The sequence below is a fragment of the Litoreibacter sp. JB4-2 genome, from assembly GCF_055693445.1.
Window position 1 is genome coordinate 1815445 of the sequence record NZ_CM146334.1, and the last position, 17111, is coordinate 1832555.

Genomic DNA, 17111 nt, shown 5'->3' on the forward strand with positions numbered 1-17111 from the left:
AGCGTCCTGACCCTAGACCGTCTCGCCCGCGTCGAGCCGGTCCAGCCACGTTTTGGCATCGGCCAGCACGGTGTCTTTGCGTTCGTCACCCATCCGGTCCCAGGTGCGGTACATATTTCCCATCCGCGCGTTTTTTGAGAACCGGTCGCGGTGCCGGATCAGGAAATCCCAATAGAGCAGGTTGAACGGGCAGGCATCCGCACCGGTCTTGTCCTTGACCTTATAGGCGCAGCTTTTGCAGTAGTCCGACATCCGGTCGATATAGGCGCCGGAGCTGACATAGGGTTTTGACCCGACAATGCCGCCATCGGCAAACTGGCTCATCCCGATGACGTTCGGCGCCTCCACCCATTCATAGGCGTCCGCGTAAACCGCGAGATACCATTCATGCACCTCATGCGGATCGATCCCCGCCAGCAGCGCGAAATTGCCGGTGACCATCAGGCGTTGGATGTGGTGCGCGTAGGCCTCCTCCCGCGTTTGGCTGACGGTTTTGGCGATGCAGTTCATCTTGGTCTCAGCGCCCCAGAAGGCGGCAGGCAATTTGCGGTCGTGGCCCAGAACGTTGCGGCTGGTGTAATCGGGCCCCTCAAGGAAATAGATGCCGCGCATATATTCGCGCCAGCCAATGATCTGGCGAATGAAACCCTCCACCGCGTTGATCGGGGCATGGCCGTCTGTGTAGGCCTGTTCGACCTGTCGGCAAACGTCTAGTGGGTCGAGCAGCCCGGCATTGATGTAAAAGCTGATGATCGAATGGTAGAGGAACTTTTCGTCATTCATCATCGCATCTTGAAAATCGCCAAAATGCGGTAGCGCATAGGTGATCCAGCGGGAAAGCTGACGCTGGGCCTGCTCGGCATCGGTAGCGTACCAGAACGGCGTCAGCTCCCCGAAATTCTTGCCGAACTTGGCTTCTACAAGCGCCAATACCTCTTCAACTGTGTCATCCGGTGTGGATTCCATCGGCCCGGTGTAATTGATCGATTTGGGCGCGGCTTTGCGGTTGTCATGGTCGAAATTCCACTTGCCCTCGACCGGCTTGTCCCCATCCATCAGCAACCCGGTTTTGCGGCGCATGTCGCGGTAGAACCATTCCATACGCAGCTCTTTGCGGCCCTCGGCCCAGTCTTCGAATTCTTTGTGCGACGCGATGAAACGGTCGTCTTGAAGCTGTGTGACTTTCAAGGGTGCGTCATTCAGCGCCGCGATCAGTCGCCACTCCCCCGGCTCGGTCGCGATGACCTCCTTTGCGCCAAATTCCTCGGCGCGGCGGATCAACTCCCCGGTGATGGAGCCTGTATTGCCTTCGTCATCCAGTTTCGAATAAGCAACCTGCCAGCCTTCGCTTTGCAATCTGGCGGCAAACTTGCGCATGGCTGCGAAGATGAAGGCGATCTTTTTGGGATGATGCGGCACGTAGGACGCCTCATCCGCGACCTCTGCCATGACCACGATGTCCGTGTCTTTGTCTGCATTTTCGAGCGCCGAAAGCGTCGGCGTCAACTGGTCGCCTAGCACCAAGACAAGCGTCACCATGGGATCGCTTTGCCTGCGTAGTCAAAAAATTGCCCGGTCTGGTCCGTGCTGAGCCCGTCCATCACCGCGATCAGATTTTGCGCGGCCTCGCTTGCAGGAACGGTCTTGTGATGCCCCGCATATTTCGCGGTGAACGGCGTCTCCACCGTCCCCGGGTGCAGCGCCACGCAGATCGCGTGTTTATGCGTGCGCCCCAGCTCAATCGCGGCGCCGTGGACCAGCTGGTTCAACGCAGCTTTCGAGGCGCGGTAGCTGTGCCAGCCACCGATATTGTTGTCGCCAATGCTGCCCACCCTGGCTGAAAGCGCGGCAAACACGGCCCGCCGGTCACGCGGCAAAAACGGGACCGCATGTTTCAGCACCAGCGCCGGGCCCATCGCGTTGACGGCAAATTGCTGCGCCAGCGTGGCCGGTTTCAGTTCCTTGATCGCGCGTTCCGGCTCCCCGCCCGCGGTCAACGACCCTGTGGCCACAAAAACAGTGTCGAATTGCCCGTCGAGCCCGGCAAAGTGATGCGCGATGCTGCCCTCGTCGGTGACGTCCAACCCGTCCGCGCTGCGCGACAGCGTCACAACTTCGCCCGGCAGGGCCCGCGCCACAGCCGTCCCGATCCCGCCCGAGGCGCCGATAATCAAATGTCTGCTCATGGGGGCGGACATATTGCGCCGCCTGCCTGTGTCAATGAAAAGGCTTTTCTTTTGGGGCGCGCTTTGTAATATGCCCTCCATGATGACGGTCCAGCATACGCGGCGTAACGCCCTACTGCTTCTTAGCCTGCGCTGAGCGTGCCTTCCGGCGCGTGCCGCTCAGTGCAGACCAGCGCCGGACCTCTCCAAAACCAAGCTAAGAGACCGAACCAATGACAGATAAAAACCGTGTTGTGATTTTCGACACCACCTTGCGCGACGGCGAGCAATCCCCCGGTGCCACCATGAGCCATGATGAGAAGCTGGAGATCGCGGGGCTGCTGGACGACATGGGCGTCGATATCATCGAGGCGGGCTTCCCGATCGCCTCCGAAGGCGATTTTGAGGCCGTCAGCGCCATCGCGCAGCAGTCGCAAAACGCCGTGATCTGCGGGTTGGCGCGCGCCAATTTCAAGGATATCGACCGCTGCTGGGAGGCCGTGAAACACGCGCGTCAGCCGCGCATTCACACCTTCATCGGCACCTCGCCCCTGCACCGCGCCATCCCGAACCTGACCAAGGATGAGATGGCCGACAAGATCCACGAAACCGTCAGCCACGCCCGCAACCTCTGCGACAACGTGCAATGGTCGCCGATGGACGCAACGCGCACCGAATGGGACTACCTGTGCCGCACCGTCGAGATCGCCATCAAGGCGGGCGCCACCACGATCAACATCCCCGACACGGTCGGCTACACCGCGCCAAATGAAAGCGCGGACCTGATCCGGCGCCTGATTGCGGAGGTGCCGGGCGGTGACGAGGTGATCTTCGCCACGCATTGTCACAATGATCTGGGGATGGCCACGGCGAACTCCCTGGCGGCTGTCGAAGGCGGCGCGCGTCAGATCGAATGCACGATCAACGGGCTGGGCGAACGCGCCGGCAACACCGCACTGGAAGAAGTCGTGATGGCCATGAAGGTGCGCCACGACATCATCCCCTTCACCACCGGCATCGACACGACCAAACTGATGAATATTTCGCGCCGGGTGGCGTCCGTGTCGGGCTTTGCAGTGCAGTTTAACAAGGCCATCGTCGGCAAAAACGCCTTCGCGCATGAAAGCGGCATCCATCAGGACGGCATGCTGAAAAACGCCGAGACGTTCGAGATCATGCGCCCCGAGGATGTGGGCCTGACAGAGACCAATCTGGTGTTGGGCAAACATTCGGGCCGCGCGGCGTTGCGGTCGAAATTGTCCGATCTGGGATATGAGCTGGGCGACAACCAGTTGAAAGACGTCTTCGTGCGGTTCAAGGCCTTGGCCGACCAGAAGAAGGAGGTCTATGACGAGGACCTGATCGCGCTGATGCAGGTGGGCTCAGATGTAGAGGACCGCATCCAGCTGAAAGCCATGAAAGTGTCCTGCGGCATGGATCTGGAGAAACGCGCTGAAATGACCCTCAGCGTCGATGGCGAAGAGCTGTCGACCAGCCAAGTGGGCGACGGGCCGGTCGATGCGGCGTTCAACGCGGTGAAAGCGCTGTTTTCGCATTCCGCCCGATTGCAGCTGTATCAGGTGAGCGCGGTGACCGAAGGGACCGACGCGCAGGCAACTGTGTCCGTCCGCCTGGAGGAAGACGGCAAAATCGCCACGGGCCAATCCGCGGATGTGGACACGGTTGTGGCCTCCGTACGGGCCTATATCGACGCTTTGAACCGGCTTCTGGTGCGGCGCGAAAAATCCGGCGGTGACACGCCCGAAGTGTCCTACAAAGACGCAGGTTGATCCAACTGATCCCCCCAACTGATCCTAAGGAGCGCGCGTTCCGCGCGCGCTTTTTCTACGGGCGCCTCTTGCTAAGGTGAGCTCGAACCTTATTTGCTGCGCTCGCAGACCTGTTTCGTCCTCCTCCGGAGGGAATATTTTTGAAACAATGAAGCTCACGCGAAGGCGGCGGACAATGTCTCTGTGGCCTCAGCTGTGCCATATGGCGCGTTTATGATGAACATTCCCGACCCGACCATCCGGTGGCCTTCGCGCACGGGCGGGAAGCTGACCTCGTGGCGCAGCGCGCCGGGCAGACCTGCGCTCTCCAGTTTGCCCACCATTGGGACATGCGCGCCGCCATCCAGGATCGGATACCACAGCGCGATCACGCCCACGTTCCATTTGCGGTGCAGCTTCAGGATTTGGGTCGGGATCGTCTCATAGTCCGATTTGATCTCATAGCTGGGGTCAATCAATAACACGCCGCGGCGGGGGTCCGGCGGGCAGACCTTATGGGCCATCTCGAACCCGTCCTGATGGTGGCATTTGGCCTTGTGAACCATCACCTCTGACAGGGCGTCATATTCTTGCGGGTGCAGCTCGGCCAAGTGCAGGCGGTCGCCCTTGCGCAACAGCGTGGACGCCAGCAGCGGCGAGCCGGGATAGGCATTTGGCCCGTGGGCGGCGCGGATGTGATCCAAAGCACGGATATAAGGGTGATCAGCACGCAGTTTCGCTTGCAGCGCACCGATGCCCGCAGCAGCCTCGCCCGTTTTCAGGGCCGCTTCCGCATCAAGCTGATACAGCCCGCGCCCGGAATGGGTTTCGAGATAGCTCAGCGGCTTGTCTTTGCGCGTCAGGTAGTCAAGCATTGACGCCAACAGCGCGTGTTTGTGCACGTCGGCCGGGTTTCCGGCGTGATAAATATGTTGATACGACAGCATTTGGGCCGGTGTATCTCAGGAAAGCTGCGCGGAATAGCGCCTTTTGCGTGTTAGGCTCTCTTTAACCTTGCCCTGCCCTTTTCTATAAGGGCTGTCGAGGCTTGGTGGCTGACGAGTCGCCGGGGCAAAATGTAGTGAGCAGGAATAAGCAGCACATGGGTTTTCTATCGAGCATCTTCTCGTCTGACATGGCGATTGACCTCGGCACCGCAAACACGCTGGTCTATGTCAAAGGCCGGGGCGTGGTGCTGAACGAGCCGTCCGTCGTGGCGTATCACACCAAGAATGGCCGCAAGGAAGTACTGGCCGTGGGCGAAGACGCCAAGCTGATGCTGGGCCGCACGCCGGGCAGTATTGAAGCGATCCGCCCGATGCGCGAAGGCGTTATTGCCGATTTCGACACGGCGGAAGAGATGATCAAACATTTCATCCGCAAGGTCCATAAACGCTCCACCTTCACCAAACCCAAGATCATTGTCTGCGTGCCGCATGGCGCGACGCCCGTTGAAAAACGCGCGATCCGGCAATCCGTGTTGGGTGCGGGCGCGCGCAAAGCGGGTCTGATCGCTGAACCGATTGCCGCCGCCATTGGCGCAGGCATGCCGATCACCGATCCGACCGGCAACATGGTTGTCGATATTGGCGGCGGGACCACCGAGGTGGCAGTGCTGTCGCTGGGCGACATTGTGTATGCGCGGTCCGTGCGGGTCGGCGGCGACCGCATGGATGAGGCGTTGGTCAGCTATTTGCGGCGCCATCACAACATTCTGGTCGGCGAAAGCACGGCGGAGCGGATCAAGACCTCCATCGGGACCGCACGGATGCCAGATGACGGGCGCGGGGCCTCGATGCAAATTCGCGGCCGCGATCTGCTCAATGGCGTGCCGAAAGAGACAGAAATCAATCAAGCCCAAGTCGCCGAAGCTTTGGCGGAGCCGGTGCAGCAAATCTGCGAAGCGGTGATGACCGCCCTAGAAGCGACCCCGCCCGATCTGGCGGCCGATATCGTGGACCGGGGTGTGATGCTGACCGGCGGCGGCGCGCTGCTGGGTGAGCTGGATTTGGCGCTGCGTGAACAGACCGGGCTGGCCATTTCGGTCGCCGATGAAAGCCTGAACTGCGTGGCATTGGGCACCGGCAAGGCGCTGGAATACGAAAAGCAGCTGCGCCACGTGATTGATTACGAAAGTTGATCGACGCGGCCCTTCGCGGCGGGGCGCGAATGGTCTAGACTGTAGCCCGGCGATTGCCGGAGGTGAGCGTTTTGGCAAGAGACAGGCAGTCACAAGAGGAATACACCCGCCCGGTCAGACGCGTTCTGATCGGAACGATGGTCTTTGTGCTGCTGTGTTTCTTCGCGCTGTGGCGCATCGACAATCCGCGGGTAGAGCGGTTCCGGTCCGCCTTGGTGGACCAGATCGTGCCCTCCTTTGACTGGGCCTTGGTGCCGGTCACACGCTTCACCCGTATGGTCGAGGATTTCCAGTCCTACGCCCGCATCTATGAGCAAAATCAGGAACTTCGCCGCGAATTGCAGCAGATGAAATCTTGGCACGAGGCCGCGATCCAGCTGGGGCAGGAAAACGCGCGGCTGCTGGATTTGAACAAGGTGCGGCTGAACGCGCAGCTGACCTTCGTGACCGGGGTGGTGCTGACCGACAATGGCTCGCCCTTCCGCCGCTCGGTGCTGCTGAATGTCGGCGCGCGCGACGGCATCCGCGACGGCTGGGCCACGATGGACGGGCTCGGGCTGGTCGGGCGCATCTCCGGCGTCGGCGATCAAACCTCGCGGGTGATCTTGCTAACCGACACCAACAGCCGGGTGCCGGTGACGATCCAGCCTTCGGGGCAAAATGCGTTGCTGATTGGTGACAACACGTTGGCCCCACCCGTCGATGTGGCCTCCAACCTGGAGGACGTGCGGCCCGGCGACCGCGTCGTGACCAGCGGCGACGGCAAGGTATTCCCGGCCGATATTCTGGTGGGCCAAATCGCCCAAGGGCCCGGCGGGCGGCTTCGGGTGAAACTGGCTGCTGACTATGGCCGCCTCGAATTTCTGCGGGTGTTGCGCACCCCGGTCGCGCCTGAAATTGCCACAACCGGCGGCCTGATCGCCCCCGATGAGCTGGCCGCGGAGCCCGCCCCTGAAGACACTGCGCAAAATGAGGCGGAGGCGAGCGATGGTTGACCCGATCACCCTGCGCAGGCTGCTCTACCGCGCGCTGTTTCTGCTGATCTGCGCGGTGCTGATCTTCCTCAAAATGCTGCCGCTCACGACCGAGCCGCGCAGCATCCCCGGCCCTGACCTGCTGTTCTGCATCACCGCCGTGTGGATCATGCGCCGCCCGCAATGGGCGCCGGTGGGCATGATCGTGCTGGTGCATCTGATCGCCGATCTGCTGTTCCTGCGCCCCATCGGTCTTTGGCCCGCGCTGTCGCTGCTGGGCTATGAATTCATGCGCCGCAAAGCCGAAGGCTCGACCGAGATCTCGCCTGTCGTCGAAATTGGCATTGCGGGGGTGGCCTTCACCGCGATTGTGACCAGTAATGCGCTGCTTTTAACCATCGTGGGCGTGCAGCATGCCGGGTTGGCCACCAACCTGCTGCATGTTGTGGTCACTGTCATCGCCTACCCGTTCGTGATGGCGTTTTGCGTCTTCGCGTTGCGGGTGCGCCGCCCCAAACCAAGTGAGCTGGACGGGAGCGTGTTGGCATGAGACGCAATCCAAAAGACACTGAGGAAAGCCTCGGCGCTGTCAGCAGGCGCGGTTTGATCCTGGGCGTCGGCATGGCGACCTTTGCCACCATTTTGGCAGGGCGCATGCGCCAGTTGCAGGTTGATGAGGCCGACCAGTTTCGCCTGCTTGCCGAAGAAAACCGTATCAATATCAGGCTCTTGCCGCCTGCACGCGGCCAGATTTTTGACCGCAACGGACTGCTGATCGCGGGCAATGAACAAAATTACCGCGTGACCATCATGCGCGATGAGGTCGATGACCCAGAGGCCACGCTCGTCAATCTCAGCAGGCTGATCCCGCTCAACCGCGAAGATATCGACAAAATCCTTGAGGAAATGTCGAAACGCTCCCGTCTCGTACCAATTACAGTGGCCGACCGGCTCAGCTGGCAAGATGTCAGCCAGGTTGCCGTCAACGCGCCCGCCCTGCCCGGCATCACGCCGGAATTTGGCCTCAGCCGTTTCTATCCGCGCGGTGATGATTATGCCCATATCGTGGGCTATGTCGGCCCCGTCTCGGATTACGATCTCAGCAAGCTCGAAAACCCTGATCCGGTGCTGCAAATCCCGAAATTCCAGCTGGGAAAAACCGGGATCGAAACCAAGCTTGAAGACGCGTTGCGCGGCAAGGCCGGCACTAAACGGGTCGAGGTCAACGCCTATGGCCGCGTGATGCGCGAACTGGGCCGCGATGAGGCCACAAAAGGCGAAACCGTCAGGCTCAGCATCGACACACGGCTGCAAAATTTCGTCCAAGCGCGCCTGTCGGGCGAAAGCGCCGCCGCCGTGGTCATCGACGTGACAAATGGCGATCTGATGGCGATTGGATCGGCCCCGGCCTTTGATCCAAACAAATTTGTGCGCGGCATTTCCGTGGCCGACTACGCCGAACTGACTGAAAACAAATACCGCCCCCTCGCCAACAAGGCCGTGCAGGGAACATATCCCCCCGGCTCGACCTTTAAAATGGTGGTGGCGCTTGCTGCGTTGGAAGGCGGATTCGTCTCCCCCGGTGAGACGGTTTATTGCCCGGGCCATACCACCGTGTCGGGCCGCCGGTTCCATTGCTGGAAACGCGGCGGGCATGGGCAGATGGATCTACGCAATTCGCTCAAACAGTCTTGCGACGTTTACTATTACGACATGGCGCAGCGCGTCGGTGTTGACCGAATTTCAGAAATGGCCCGCAAATTGGGACTGGGGGAACGCCACCCTGTGCCTATGTCTGCCGTGGCCTCCGGCCTGATGCCGACGCGTGCCTGGAAAGCGGCCAATCGCGGCGAAGACTGGTTGATCGGTGACAGCCTCAACGCTTCAATCGGGCAAGGTTTCGTTTTGGCCTCGCCCTTGCAACTGGCCGTCATGACCGCGCGCATGGCCACCGGGCGCGCCGTCAGCCCGCGTCTGGTGCGCGCCGTCAACGATGTTGATGAGCCGAGCCTGAGCGGGCAGCCTTTGGGCATTTCGACCTCTGCCCTGAACCACATCCGCGACGCGATGTTTGCCGTCAGCAATGAACAGCGCGGCACCGCCTTTAGCACCCGGATTGACGACAAAACGCAACGCATGGCGGGCAAAACCGGTACCAGCCAGGTGCGCAACATCACCGCCGCTGAACGCCGCGCGGGCGTGTTTCGCAATGAAGACCTGCCATGGGAACGGCGCGATCACGCGCTCTTTGTGGGGTTTGCGCCTTACGACAAGCCGAAATACGCGATCTCGGTTGTGGTGGAACATGGCGGCGGCGGCTCACGCGCCGCGGCCCCCATCGCGCGCGACATCATTCTGGCCGCACAAAATGGCGGCATGCCACCCTTGTCTGCTTACCCGGCCGCGCAGCGCGCACGCATCGAATCCGCGTTGGAAGAACTTCCGATCAGCGATCCCGATGATGGCCCGAAAGTGGTGTCTGAGGCATGACATATCTCGCCTATAACCACAAAGCGGTGCCAACGGGCCCGTCCAAGCTGCTCTATCTGAATTGGCCGATTACGCTGCTGTTGATCGCGATTGCGAGCGTCGGTTTCCTGATGCTCTATTCTGTCGCCGGGGGCTCCCTCAGCCCATGGGCGGAACCGCAGATGAAGCGCTTCGGGCTGGGCCTTGCCGTAATGTTCATCGTCGCCATGATGCCTGTCTGGTTTTTGCGCAATATGGCAGGGCTGGCCTATGTGATCTCCGTGCTTTTGCTGGTCGCCGTCGAGTTTTTCGGCGCCACCGGCATGGGCGCGCAGCGCTGGATTGATCTGGGCTTCATGCGACTGCAACCCTCCGAGCTGACCAAAATCACCTTGGTCGCGTTTTTGGCGGCCTATTATGACTGGCTCGACGTCAAGAAAATCTCCCGGCCGATCTGGGTGATCATCCCGGTTTTGATCATCATCCTGCCCACCTACCTGACCTTGCGCCAACCCGATCTGGGCACCGCGTTGCTGCTGGTCTTTGGCGGCGGCGGGTTGATGTTTTTTGCCGGCGTCAGCTGGCTATATTTTGCCGCCGTGATCGGCGCGGCCGTAGGCGTTGTGGGCGCCGTGTTCCGGTCGCGCGGGACGGAATGGCAGCTGCTCAAAGACTACCAATACCGCCGCATCGACACGTTTCTGGACCCGTCATCCGACCCGCTGGGCGCGGGCTACCACATCACCCAGTCCAAAATCGCGCTGGGCTCGGGCGGCTGGACCGGGCGCGGCTATATGCAAGGCACCCAGTCCCGGTTGAACTTCCTGCCCGAGAAGCATACCGACTTCATCTTCACCACCCTGGCCGAGGAATTCGGCTTCCTTGGCGGGCTGTCCCTGCTGACGCTCTATATGCTGGTGATCGTGTTTTGCATCGTCTCCGCGCTGACCAACCGGGACCGGTTTGCCTCCCTTCTGACCCTTGGCATCGCGCTGACCTTCTTTTTGTTTTTCGCCGTCAATATGTCCATGGTGATGGGGCTGGCGCCCGTGGTAGGGGTGCCACTGCCGCTGGTCAGCTATGGCGGCTCCGCCATGCTGGTGTTGATGCTGGGCTTCGGTCTGGTGCAATCGGCCCATGTACACCGCCCGAGGTAATCTGCCCATGATCAATGTTCTGTTCTCCGCCAAAGACGCGGATTGGGACACCTATGCCCCGCATCTGCGCCGCGCCTTTGCGGCCGCCGATCTGGAGTGCGATTTGCGACGGGAGTTCCCGCCGGCGGAGGTCGATTACATGATCTTCACACCCGACGGGGCGGTTGCCGATTTGCGGCCCTACACGAACACAAAGGCCGTGCTGGGCCTTTGGGCCGGGGTCGAGGCGATTGTCAGCAATACGACCCTGACCCAGCCGCTCTGCCGCATGGTCGATCACGGGCTGACCGAGGGCATGGTCGAATGGGTGACGGGCCATGTGCTGCGCCATCATCTGGGCATGGACGCGCATATTCTGGGCCAGGACGGGCATTGGCGCCTTGGCGCGCCGCCGCTGGCGCGTGAGCGCAAAGTTGCGGTTCTGGGCTTGGGCGCCTTGGGGCAAGCCTGCGCCGCACAATTGGCTGCGCTAAATTTTGACGTGCATGGCTGGGCGCGCAGCCAGAAATCAGTGCCGGGCGTCACCTGTCACGCGGGCGAGGCGGGGTTGGGTGATGCATTGCAGGGCGCCGATATGGTTGTTCTGCTGCTGCCTGAGACGCCAGCGACGCAGAACATTCTGGACGCCGCCACACTGGAAAAACTCGCGCCCGGCGCGGTGGTGATCAACCCCGGGCGCGGCCCGCTGATCGATGATGACGCGCTTTTGGCCGCCTTGGAGAGCGGGCAGCTGTCGCATGCCACGCTGGATGTGTTTCGGGTCGAACCTTTGCCCGCGGACCACCCGTTTTGGGCCCATCCCAAAGTGACCGTGACACCGCATATCGCATCGGAGACCCGTGCGGTGACCGCGAGCGAGGTCATTGCCGACAATATCCGGCGTGGCGAAGCGGGCGAGCCGTTCCTACATCTCGTGGACCGTACGCTGGGCTATTGACGCGTGATCCAAAGGGCGGCTGCGCCGCGCAGTATGTTTTGCGCTCTTTCGGAGCTTTGCTCCGAGCCGCGCGGGCAAACCTCAGAATATTTTTGAAACAATGAAAATCACAGCCGGGGTGGTTTGTTGGGATCACGTCCGGGGGCTGCTAAGGTTTGCGCCTTTGGGGGCTCAGGTAAGTCAAAACGCAGACCTGTCTTGGCCAGCTTTGCGGCCATCGGATCGCTGGCTGAGAAAAATGCAACGTCGAGCGCGCCGGCCTCAATACCGCTGAAGACCAACGCTTCATTCACGGCTTGTGCGAGCGCATTTTCGGCCCCCGGCACCGCATCGACGAAGGCCAGCATATGCGACTGAGCGCCACCTTCATAGGTCACCGCGCAGAGATAGGCGCTGCGCGCGAGCCCTGCGGTCAGTGCCAATTTCGTATCCAGCCCGGTCAGCACAGTTTCGGGCAGGTCTTTTGGTGGGTGCAGCTCGGACGGTTTTGCATCGACATTTTCAGGGGCCGTGCCCAGCGTCTGGTGCAGCCATGTCATTGCATCGGAAGGCAGGACAATGGCCGATGGCGCGACCTCCAGATTGAGACCAAGCCCTAAAGATTGCGCAGACAACATTTCGGCCAGGATGCGCCCCGACAAGGCGGCATAGGGGGCCGCGCCTGCGAAATCTGCCAGCCGGTCTTCGCGGTCAAAGGCCAGCACCAGCGTCTGATCTTCGACTGGGAATAGCCGCGGCGTAATCTGATCGCCTTCGGGATCAGCGTCCAGCAACAAGAACAGCTCGGCATCGGCGAGGCGTTCATAAAATTGCAGCCGGTCTGCATCGGAATGATCCATTTTGGCATGGGCTTGATCGAGCGGGGTGGTCACGTTTGCAAGGCCTCTTGCACGGCGGTTTTGAGCGCGGGCAGCGTGTCCGTCTCAAACCACGGGTTGCGTTTGATCCATGCGGTATTGCGCCAGGACGGGTGCGGCAAGGGAAATATATGTGGCGCGTGGTTTTGCCAATCGGCGACCGTGTCCGTGACCGAGGATCTGTGCCCCAGATGCCATTTTTGCGCATAGCCGCCGACCAGCACGGTCAACCGGATATTGGGCAGCGCATCGATGATCTGCGCGCGCCATGTTTTGGCGCAGATCGTGGGCGGCGGCAGGTCGGACCCGCTGGCAGTGTAGCCCGGAAAGCAAAAGCCCATCGGCACGATGGCGAGCTTGGATCTGTCGTAAAAAATGGTCTCATCCAATCCCAACCAATCGCGCAGCCGGTCGCCCGACGGGTCCGTGAAGGGCTTGCCGCTTTCATGGACGCGCGCGCCGGGGGCCTGCCCTGCGATGAGAATCTTTGCGGGCGCATCGAACCACACGACCGGGCGCGGGGCGTGGCCGGTATGCGTTTGGGCAAAGCGGTCGGCGCAGATTTTGCAGCCCGCAAGCTGTTGTTTCAATTCGGAAAGAACCATGGGTTTGAGGATAGCGCAAACGCGCGCCAATAACAGGACTTGCATTTTTTTATATTTCTACAATATTAGAAATATGAAATCATTTGATCAGCCAGACCTGTCCCTTGTTGAAGCCGCCAGCGCCTATGCCGCTCTGGGCTCCGAGCAGCGCTTGCAGTTGCTGCGCCATCTGACCCGCGCGGGTGATCAGGGGATGAGCATTGGCGTTCTGGGCGACGCAACGGGCATTTCAGGCGCCAACCTGACGCATCATCTGAAAATTCTCGTGCAGGCGGGGTTGATACGACAGACGCGGCATGGCCGGTCGATCATTTGTGCCGCGGCCGATTACGGGACGTTCAAACGGCTCAACGACTTCTTGATGGCCGAATGTTGCGCCGATGTTGAAAAAGGACCTGACCATGGCTGATGTGACCCAAGCCCCCTCCTTCAGCGGCCGGATCCGGTCCATTTCGAAGATTTGGGTCGTCATCGCGTTGATCCCGCTGCTTTTGCTGGTCTTTGACCCCGCACAGCTGTGGCCTACGCTGACATTCACCGCGTCGGCCTTTGGGCATACGCTGATCTTCATCAGTTTTGCCGTGCTCGCGATTGGCTATTTGAAGGCGACAGGTGCCGAGGCCGTCGTCGCAAAAGCTTTTCAGGGCCGTGAGATGCGCATGATCGGCTTGGCGGCACTTTTGGGCGGGCTGTCACCGTTTTGTTCCTGCGAAGTGATCCCTTTCATCGCCGCCCTGCTGGTGGCAGGCGCGCCATTGTCAGCAGTGATGGCGTTTTGGCTGGCCTCCCCGTTGATGGACCCGGCGATGTTTTTGATCACCTCCGGGACGTTGGGGTTTGAATTTGCAATTGCCAAAACCGCCGCCGCCGTTAGCCTTGGGGTGTTTGGTGGTCTGGTGGTGAAGGCTTTGTCCGGCTCAGCGTTATTTTCCAGTCCGCTGCGGGAGGTATCGCAAGGCGGGTGCTGCGGCTGCGGCTCGCCGTTTTCAGGCACGCCCGTCTGGTCCTTTTGGCGCGACCCGGCCCGGCGCGAAGTGTTCCGCGACACGGTGCTGGAAAACGCACTTTTCCTCGGCAAGTGGCTATTGCTGGCCTACCTGATCGAAAGCCTGATGCTGCGTTACGTGCCGGCCGAATGGGTGGCAACCGTATTGGGCGGGGCGGGCATGGAGCCGATCGTGTTGGGCGCGCTGGTCGGCGCCCCGGCCTATCTGAACGGCTACGCGGCGGTGCCCCTGGTTGACGCGCTTCTGGCGCAGGGCATGAGCAACGGAGCCGCGATGTCCTTCATGATCGCGGGCGGGGTCAGCTCGATCCCGGCGGCCATTGCGGTCTGGGCGCTGGTCAAGCCGCGGGTGTTCGCGGCCTATCTGGGGCTGGCATTTGTGGGCGCGGTCGCTGCGGGCGTGGTCTGGAACCTGCTGGCTTAGCCGCAAATTCTTGCCAATCTGGAAACAATCCCGGCAGTTTCACCGCAAATTTCGCGCATTGTTTCCGGATTTAAGGCGAAATCGCGCCCAAACTTGGTAAATTCATCGCTTCTTTACGCGGATATCATTGAATTGTGGGGCTCCGGTCGGCCATAACAGGGCAGCGGGCCATTGGCGCGCAATGTCACCCGAAGCGGCGCAAAGATCGCGGGCAAACGGGGCACTCAAAGATCGGGCACGCCGAGATGATCGAATTTAGGGAGGTCAGCAAGTCCTTCTGGACGGGCACGCAGCGCAAGGTGATCCTTGATCGCGCTTCCTTCCGCGTGGAGCTGGGCCATTCCATCGGCATTCTGGCCCCCAACGGCACCGGCAAAACCACGGTCATCAATATGATGGCCGGGCTCGAAAAACCCGATGAGGGCGAAATCGTGCGCACGTCGCGCATCTCCTTCCCGCTGGGATTCATGGGCGGGGTGGTGCCCAAGCACACGGCCACCGAAAACTGCCGCTACATCGCGCGGCTCTATTCGCTCGACCCGGATTACATTGAGGCGTTCTGCCGTCATCTGTGCGGGTTGAAGGAATATTTCGACATGCCCGTCGGCACATATTCGCAAGGGATGCGGGCGCGGTTCACCTTCGCGTTGATGCTGGCGCTGGAGTTTGACATCTATCTCATCGACGAGGGGATGCCGTCCACTACCGATGTCGAATTTAACCGCAAGGCGGGCACGATCCTGCGCGACCGGTTGAAAACGGCCACCTTGGTGGTGGTCAGCCATCAGGCGGAAACGCTGGAAAAATTCTGTCGCTCTGCGGGCGTGCTGTTGAATGGCAAACTGCATATGTTCGACACTTTAGAAGAGGCCAAGAGGCTCTATGAGTACGAAACCCAAAGCTAAAAAGTTTCGCATCAAGCGCAAGGCGGGCCCGGCACCAGTGTCCGAGGCCGGGCCTCAAACGGCGGCCAATACGCAGGCCAAAACCGGTGCACAAGCGCAGCCCGACACTGGCAACCCGGCTGAAAGCCTGTTCCTGCCCACCACAGATGACGGGTTCGGGGCGCAGACCTTCCCCAAAAAATCCGCCGCCAAACCCGATGCGGCGCCGACAATGCCCGCAGGCGATATCGACGCGATCAAACGCGAAGGTCTGACCGGGCGTCAATTGCGCATGGCGCGCCGGGTGGCGCAGCGTCAGGGCCTCACGCCCAGTTCCGACTATGACGCGGTGCGGCAGTTGCGCGCCAAAGGGATCGACCCGTTCAAACGCGCCAATATGCTGGAATTGGTGCTCTCTGATGCGCAGTCACAGTCCGGCGCGGATGCGGCAACCCAACCTGCGGCGCAACCGGCAACGGTCCCCGCCGCAGTGCCCCAGCAGGGCCGCGCGCTCTCCCCGCAGGTGCGAGAGCCGCAATTGCCATCAACCGAGGTTTCCGCCGCCTCCGAACAGGCGCAAGAGGTGATGAATATCCAGCGCGATATTGCGCGGCGTCGCCGCAAGCGCGCCATGCTTCTTGTCGCGCGGCTGATGGTCTTTGTCCTGCTGCCCACAGCGATTGCGGGTTATTACTTCTACGGCGTCGCCACGCCGATGTATGGCACGAAATCCGAATTCGTCATCCAGGCAGCAGATTCCGCTGGTGGCGGCGGCTTGGGCGGCGGGATTCTGTCCGGCTCTCCGCTGGCCAGCAGTCAGGATCTGATCACCGTGCAAGGCTATTTGCAATCGCGCGACGCGATGCTGCGCCTCGACGCGGATGAAGGCTTCCGCGAACATTTCAGCCAACCCAGTATCGATCCGATCCAAAAGCTGGACCCCGAAGCCTCGCAGGAGGCAGCATATAAGAAATTCGCCAAAAGCGTGAAGATTGGCTACGACCCGACCGAAGGCATCATCAAGATGGAGGTGATCGCCGCCGATCCTGAAACCAGCGCGCTGTTTTCCAAACAACTGATCCAATATGCAGAAGAACAGGTTGACCAGCTGACCGCCCGCAAGCGCGGCGACCAGATGGATGGGGCCGATCAAAGCCGCAAAGAGGCGGAACAGAAGATGATCGCGGCGCAGGACCGGATCGTTGAAATTCAAGAAAAGCTCGGCGTCTTGAGCCCAGAAAGCGAAGTGCAGGCCGTGTTCGGCCAGATCACCCAGCTCGAATCCGAGCTGTTGACCGAACGCATCTCCCTGCAACAGTTTCTGGCCAACCAACGGCCCAATGAAGCCAAGGTGTCCGCCTCGCAGAACAAGATCGCAGAGCTGGAAAAACTGATCGACGAGAAGCGCGCGCAGCTGACAGAAAGCAACGCGCAATCAGGCTCGCTGGCACGTATCTCGGGCGAACTTCTGGTGGCTCAGGCCGATCTGGAGGTCCGTCAGGGCCTGCTCGCTCAGGCCGAAGCCGCGTTTGAAGCGGCCCGATTGGAAGCCAACCGCCAGGTGCGCTACCTCTCCGTCGCCGTCAGCCCCGTGGCCCCCGACGAGCCGACATATCCGCGCAAATTCGAAAATACGATCCTGGCGTTCTTGATCTTCTCGGGCATCTACCTGATGGTGTCGCTGACATCTTCGATCCTACGCGAACAGGTATAGGCGACACGCC

Annotated in this window: 16 protein-coding genes; 11 read left to right on the forward strand and 5 right to left on the reverse strand. The window is 60.8% G+C overall.

Translation table 11 applies throughout. From position 1 onward, the window contains the following. Positions 1-12: 12 nt before the first annotated feature. Both ACZ1G7_RS09070 and ACZ1G7_RS09075 read right to left on the reverse strand, forming a co-directional pair. Positions 13-1539 (reverse strand): cryptochrome/photolyase family protein, encoded by a 1527-nt coding sequence (locus ACZ1G7_RS09070; protein WP_472663493.1) that lies wholly within the window; start codon positions 1537-1539, stop codon positions 13-15. Beyond that, the gene (locus ACZ1G7_RS09075; RefSeq protein ID WP_472663494.1) at positions 1533-2186 is read right to left on the reverse strand and encodes an SDR family oxidoreductase; all 654 of its coding nucleotides are present in this window, start codon (positions 2184-2186) and stop codon (positions 1533-1535) included. Before ACZ1G7_RS09075 ends, ACZ1G7_RS09070 begins: the two co-directional genes overlap by 7 nt. 212 nt (positions 2187-2398) lie before the next feature. Here ACZ1G7_RS09075 and ACZ1G7_RS09080 point away from each other — a divergent pair, with 212 nt between their 5' ends. Continuing rightward, the gene (locus ACZ1G7_RS09080) at positions 2399-3955 is read left to right on the forward strand and encodes a 2-isopropylmalate synthase (RefSeq protein ID WP_472663495.1); all 1557 of its coding nucleotides are present in this window, start codon (positions 2399-2401) and stop codon (positions 3953-3955) included. A 155-nt stretch (positions 3956-4110) separates the two neighbouring features. On the opposite strand, the gene ACZ1G7_RS09085 is transcribed toward ACZ1G7_RS09080, so the two are convergent. Beyond that, entirely contained in the window at positions 4111-4881 is a 771-nt protein-coding gene (locus tag ACZ1G7_RS09085) for a 23S rRNA (adenine(2030)-N(6))-methyltransferase RlmJ (protein ID WP_472663496.1), read from the reverse strand. Positions 4882-5036: 155 nt separating this feature from the next. Here ACZ1G7_RS09085 and ACZ1G7_RS09090 point away from each other — a divergent pair, with 155 nt between their 5' ends. The 6 genes from ACZ1G7_RS09090 to ACZ1G7_RS09115 all read left to right on the forward strand — a co-directional run bounded on the left by ACZ1G7_RS09090 (position 5037) and on the right by ACZ1G7_RS09115 (position 11611). Then, the gene (locus ACZ1G7_RS09090) at positions 5037-6074 is read left to right on the forward strand and encodes a rod shape-determining protein (RefSeq protein ID WP_472663497.1); all 1038 of its coding nucleotides are present in this window, start codon (positions 5037-5039) and stop codon (positions 6072-6074) included. 71 nt (positions 6075-6145) lie between these two features. Continuing rightward, positions 6146-7069 (forward strand): rod shape-determining protein MreC, encoded by a 924-nt coding sequence (gene mreC / locus ACZ1G7_RS09095; protein WP_472663498.1) that lies wholly within the window; start codon positions 6146-6148, stop codon positions 7067-7069. Continuing rightward, on the forward strand, positions 7062-7598 hold the full coding sequence (locus ACZ1G7_RS09100) for a hypothetical protein (protein WP_472663499.1): 537 nt from the start codon (positions 7062-7064) through the stop codon (positions 7596-7598). The genes mreC and ACZ1G7_RS09100 overlap by 8 nt, the downstream gene beginning before the upstream one ends. Beyond that, a complete protein-coding gene (gene mrdA / locus ACZ1G7_RS09105; RefSeq protein ID WP_472663500.1) occupies positions 7595-9538 on the forward strand; it encodes a penicillin-binding protein 2 in 1944 nt (647 codons plus the stop codon). Before ACZ1G7_RS09100 ends, mrdA begins: the two co-directional genes overlap by 4 nt. Further along, on the forward strand, positions 9535-10674 hold the full coding sequence (rodA, locus tag ACZ1G7_RS09110; RefSeq protein ID WP_472663501.1) for a rod shape-determining protein RodA: 1140 nt from the start codon (positions 9535-9537) through the stop codon (positions 10672-10674). Before mrdA ends, rodA begins: the two co-directional genes overlap by 4 nt. A gap of 7 nt (positions 10675-10681) precedes the next feature. Then, positions 10682-11611, forward strand: coding sequence for a 2-hydroxyacid dehydrogenase (locus ACZ1G7_RS09115; protein WP_472663502.1), 930 nt, complete (start codon positions 10682-10684; stop codon positions 11609-11611). A gap of 107 nt (positions 11612-11718) precedes the next feature. Here ACZ1G7_RS09115 and ACZ1G7_RS09120 read toward each other — a convergent pair whose 3' ends face one another. Next, complete coding sequence (locus ACZ1G7_RS09120) at positions 11719-12450, reverse strand: SseB family protein (protein ID WP_472663704.1); 732 nt, start codon at positions 12448-12450, stop codon at positions 11719-11721. Between the two features lie 29 nt (positions 12451-12479). Next, positions 12480-13073 (reverse strand): uracil-DNA glycosylase family protein, encoded by a 594-nt coding sequence (locus tag ACZ1G7_RS09125; RefSeq protein WP_472663503.1) that lies wholly within the window; start codon positions 13071-13073, stop codon positions 12480-12482. 73 nt (positions 13074-13146) lie between these two features. Here ACZ1G7_RS09125 and ACZ1G7_RS09130 point away from each other — a divergent pair, with 73 nt between their 5' ends. The 4 genes from ACZ1G7_RS09130 (at position 13147) to ACZ1G7_RS09145 (ending at position 17101) form a co-directional block, all read left to right on the forward strand. Beyond that, positions 13147-13482 (forward strand): ArsR/SmtB family transcription factor, encoded by a 336-nt coding sequence (locus tag ACZ1G7_RS09130; RefSeq protein WP_472663504.1) that lies wholly within the window; start codon positions 13147-13149, stop codon positions 13480-13482. Then, on the forward strand, positions 13475-14503 hold the full coding sequence (locus ACZ1G7_RS09135) for a permease (protein ID WP_472663505.1): 1029 nt from the start codon (positions 13475-13477) through the stop codon (positions 14501-14503). Before ACZ1G7_RS09130 ends, ACZ1G7_RS09135 begins: the two co-directional genes overlap by 8 nt. A gap of 245 nt (positions 14504-14748) precedes the next feature. Then, positions 14749-15408, forward strand: coding sequence for an ABC transporter ATP-binding protein (locus tag ACZ1G7_RS09140; protein WP_472663506.1), 660 nt, complete (start codon positions 14749-14751; stop codon positions 15406-15408). Further along, positions 15386-17101, forward strand: a complete 1716-nt coding sequence (locus tag ACZ1G7_RS09145) for a KpsE/RkpR family capsule polysaccharide export protein (protein WP_472663507.1) — start codon at positions 15386-15388, stop codon at positions 17099-17101. Before ACZ1G7_RS09140 ends, ACZ1G7_RS09145 begins: the two co-directional genes overlap by 23 nt. Positions 17102-17111 lie beyond the last annotated feature (10 nt).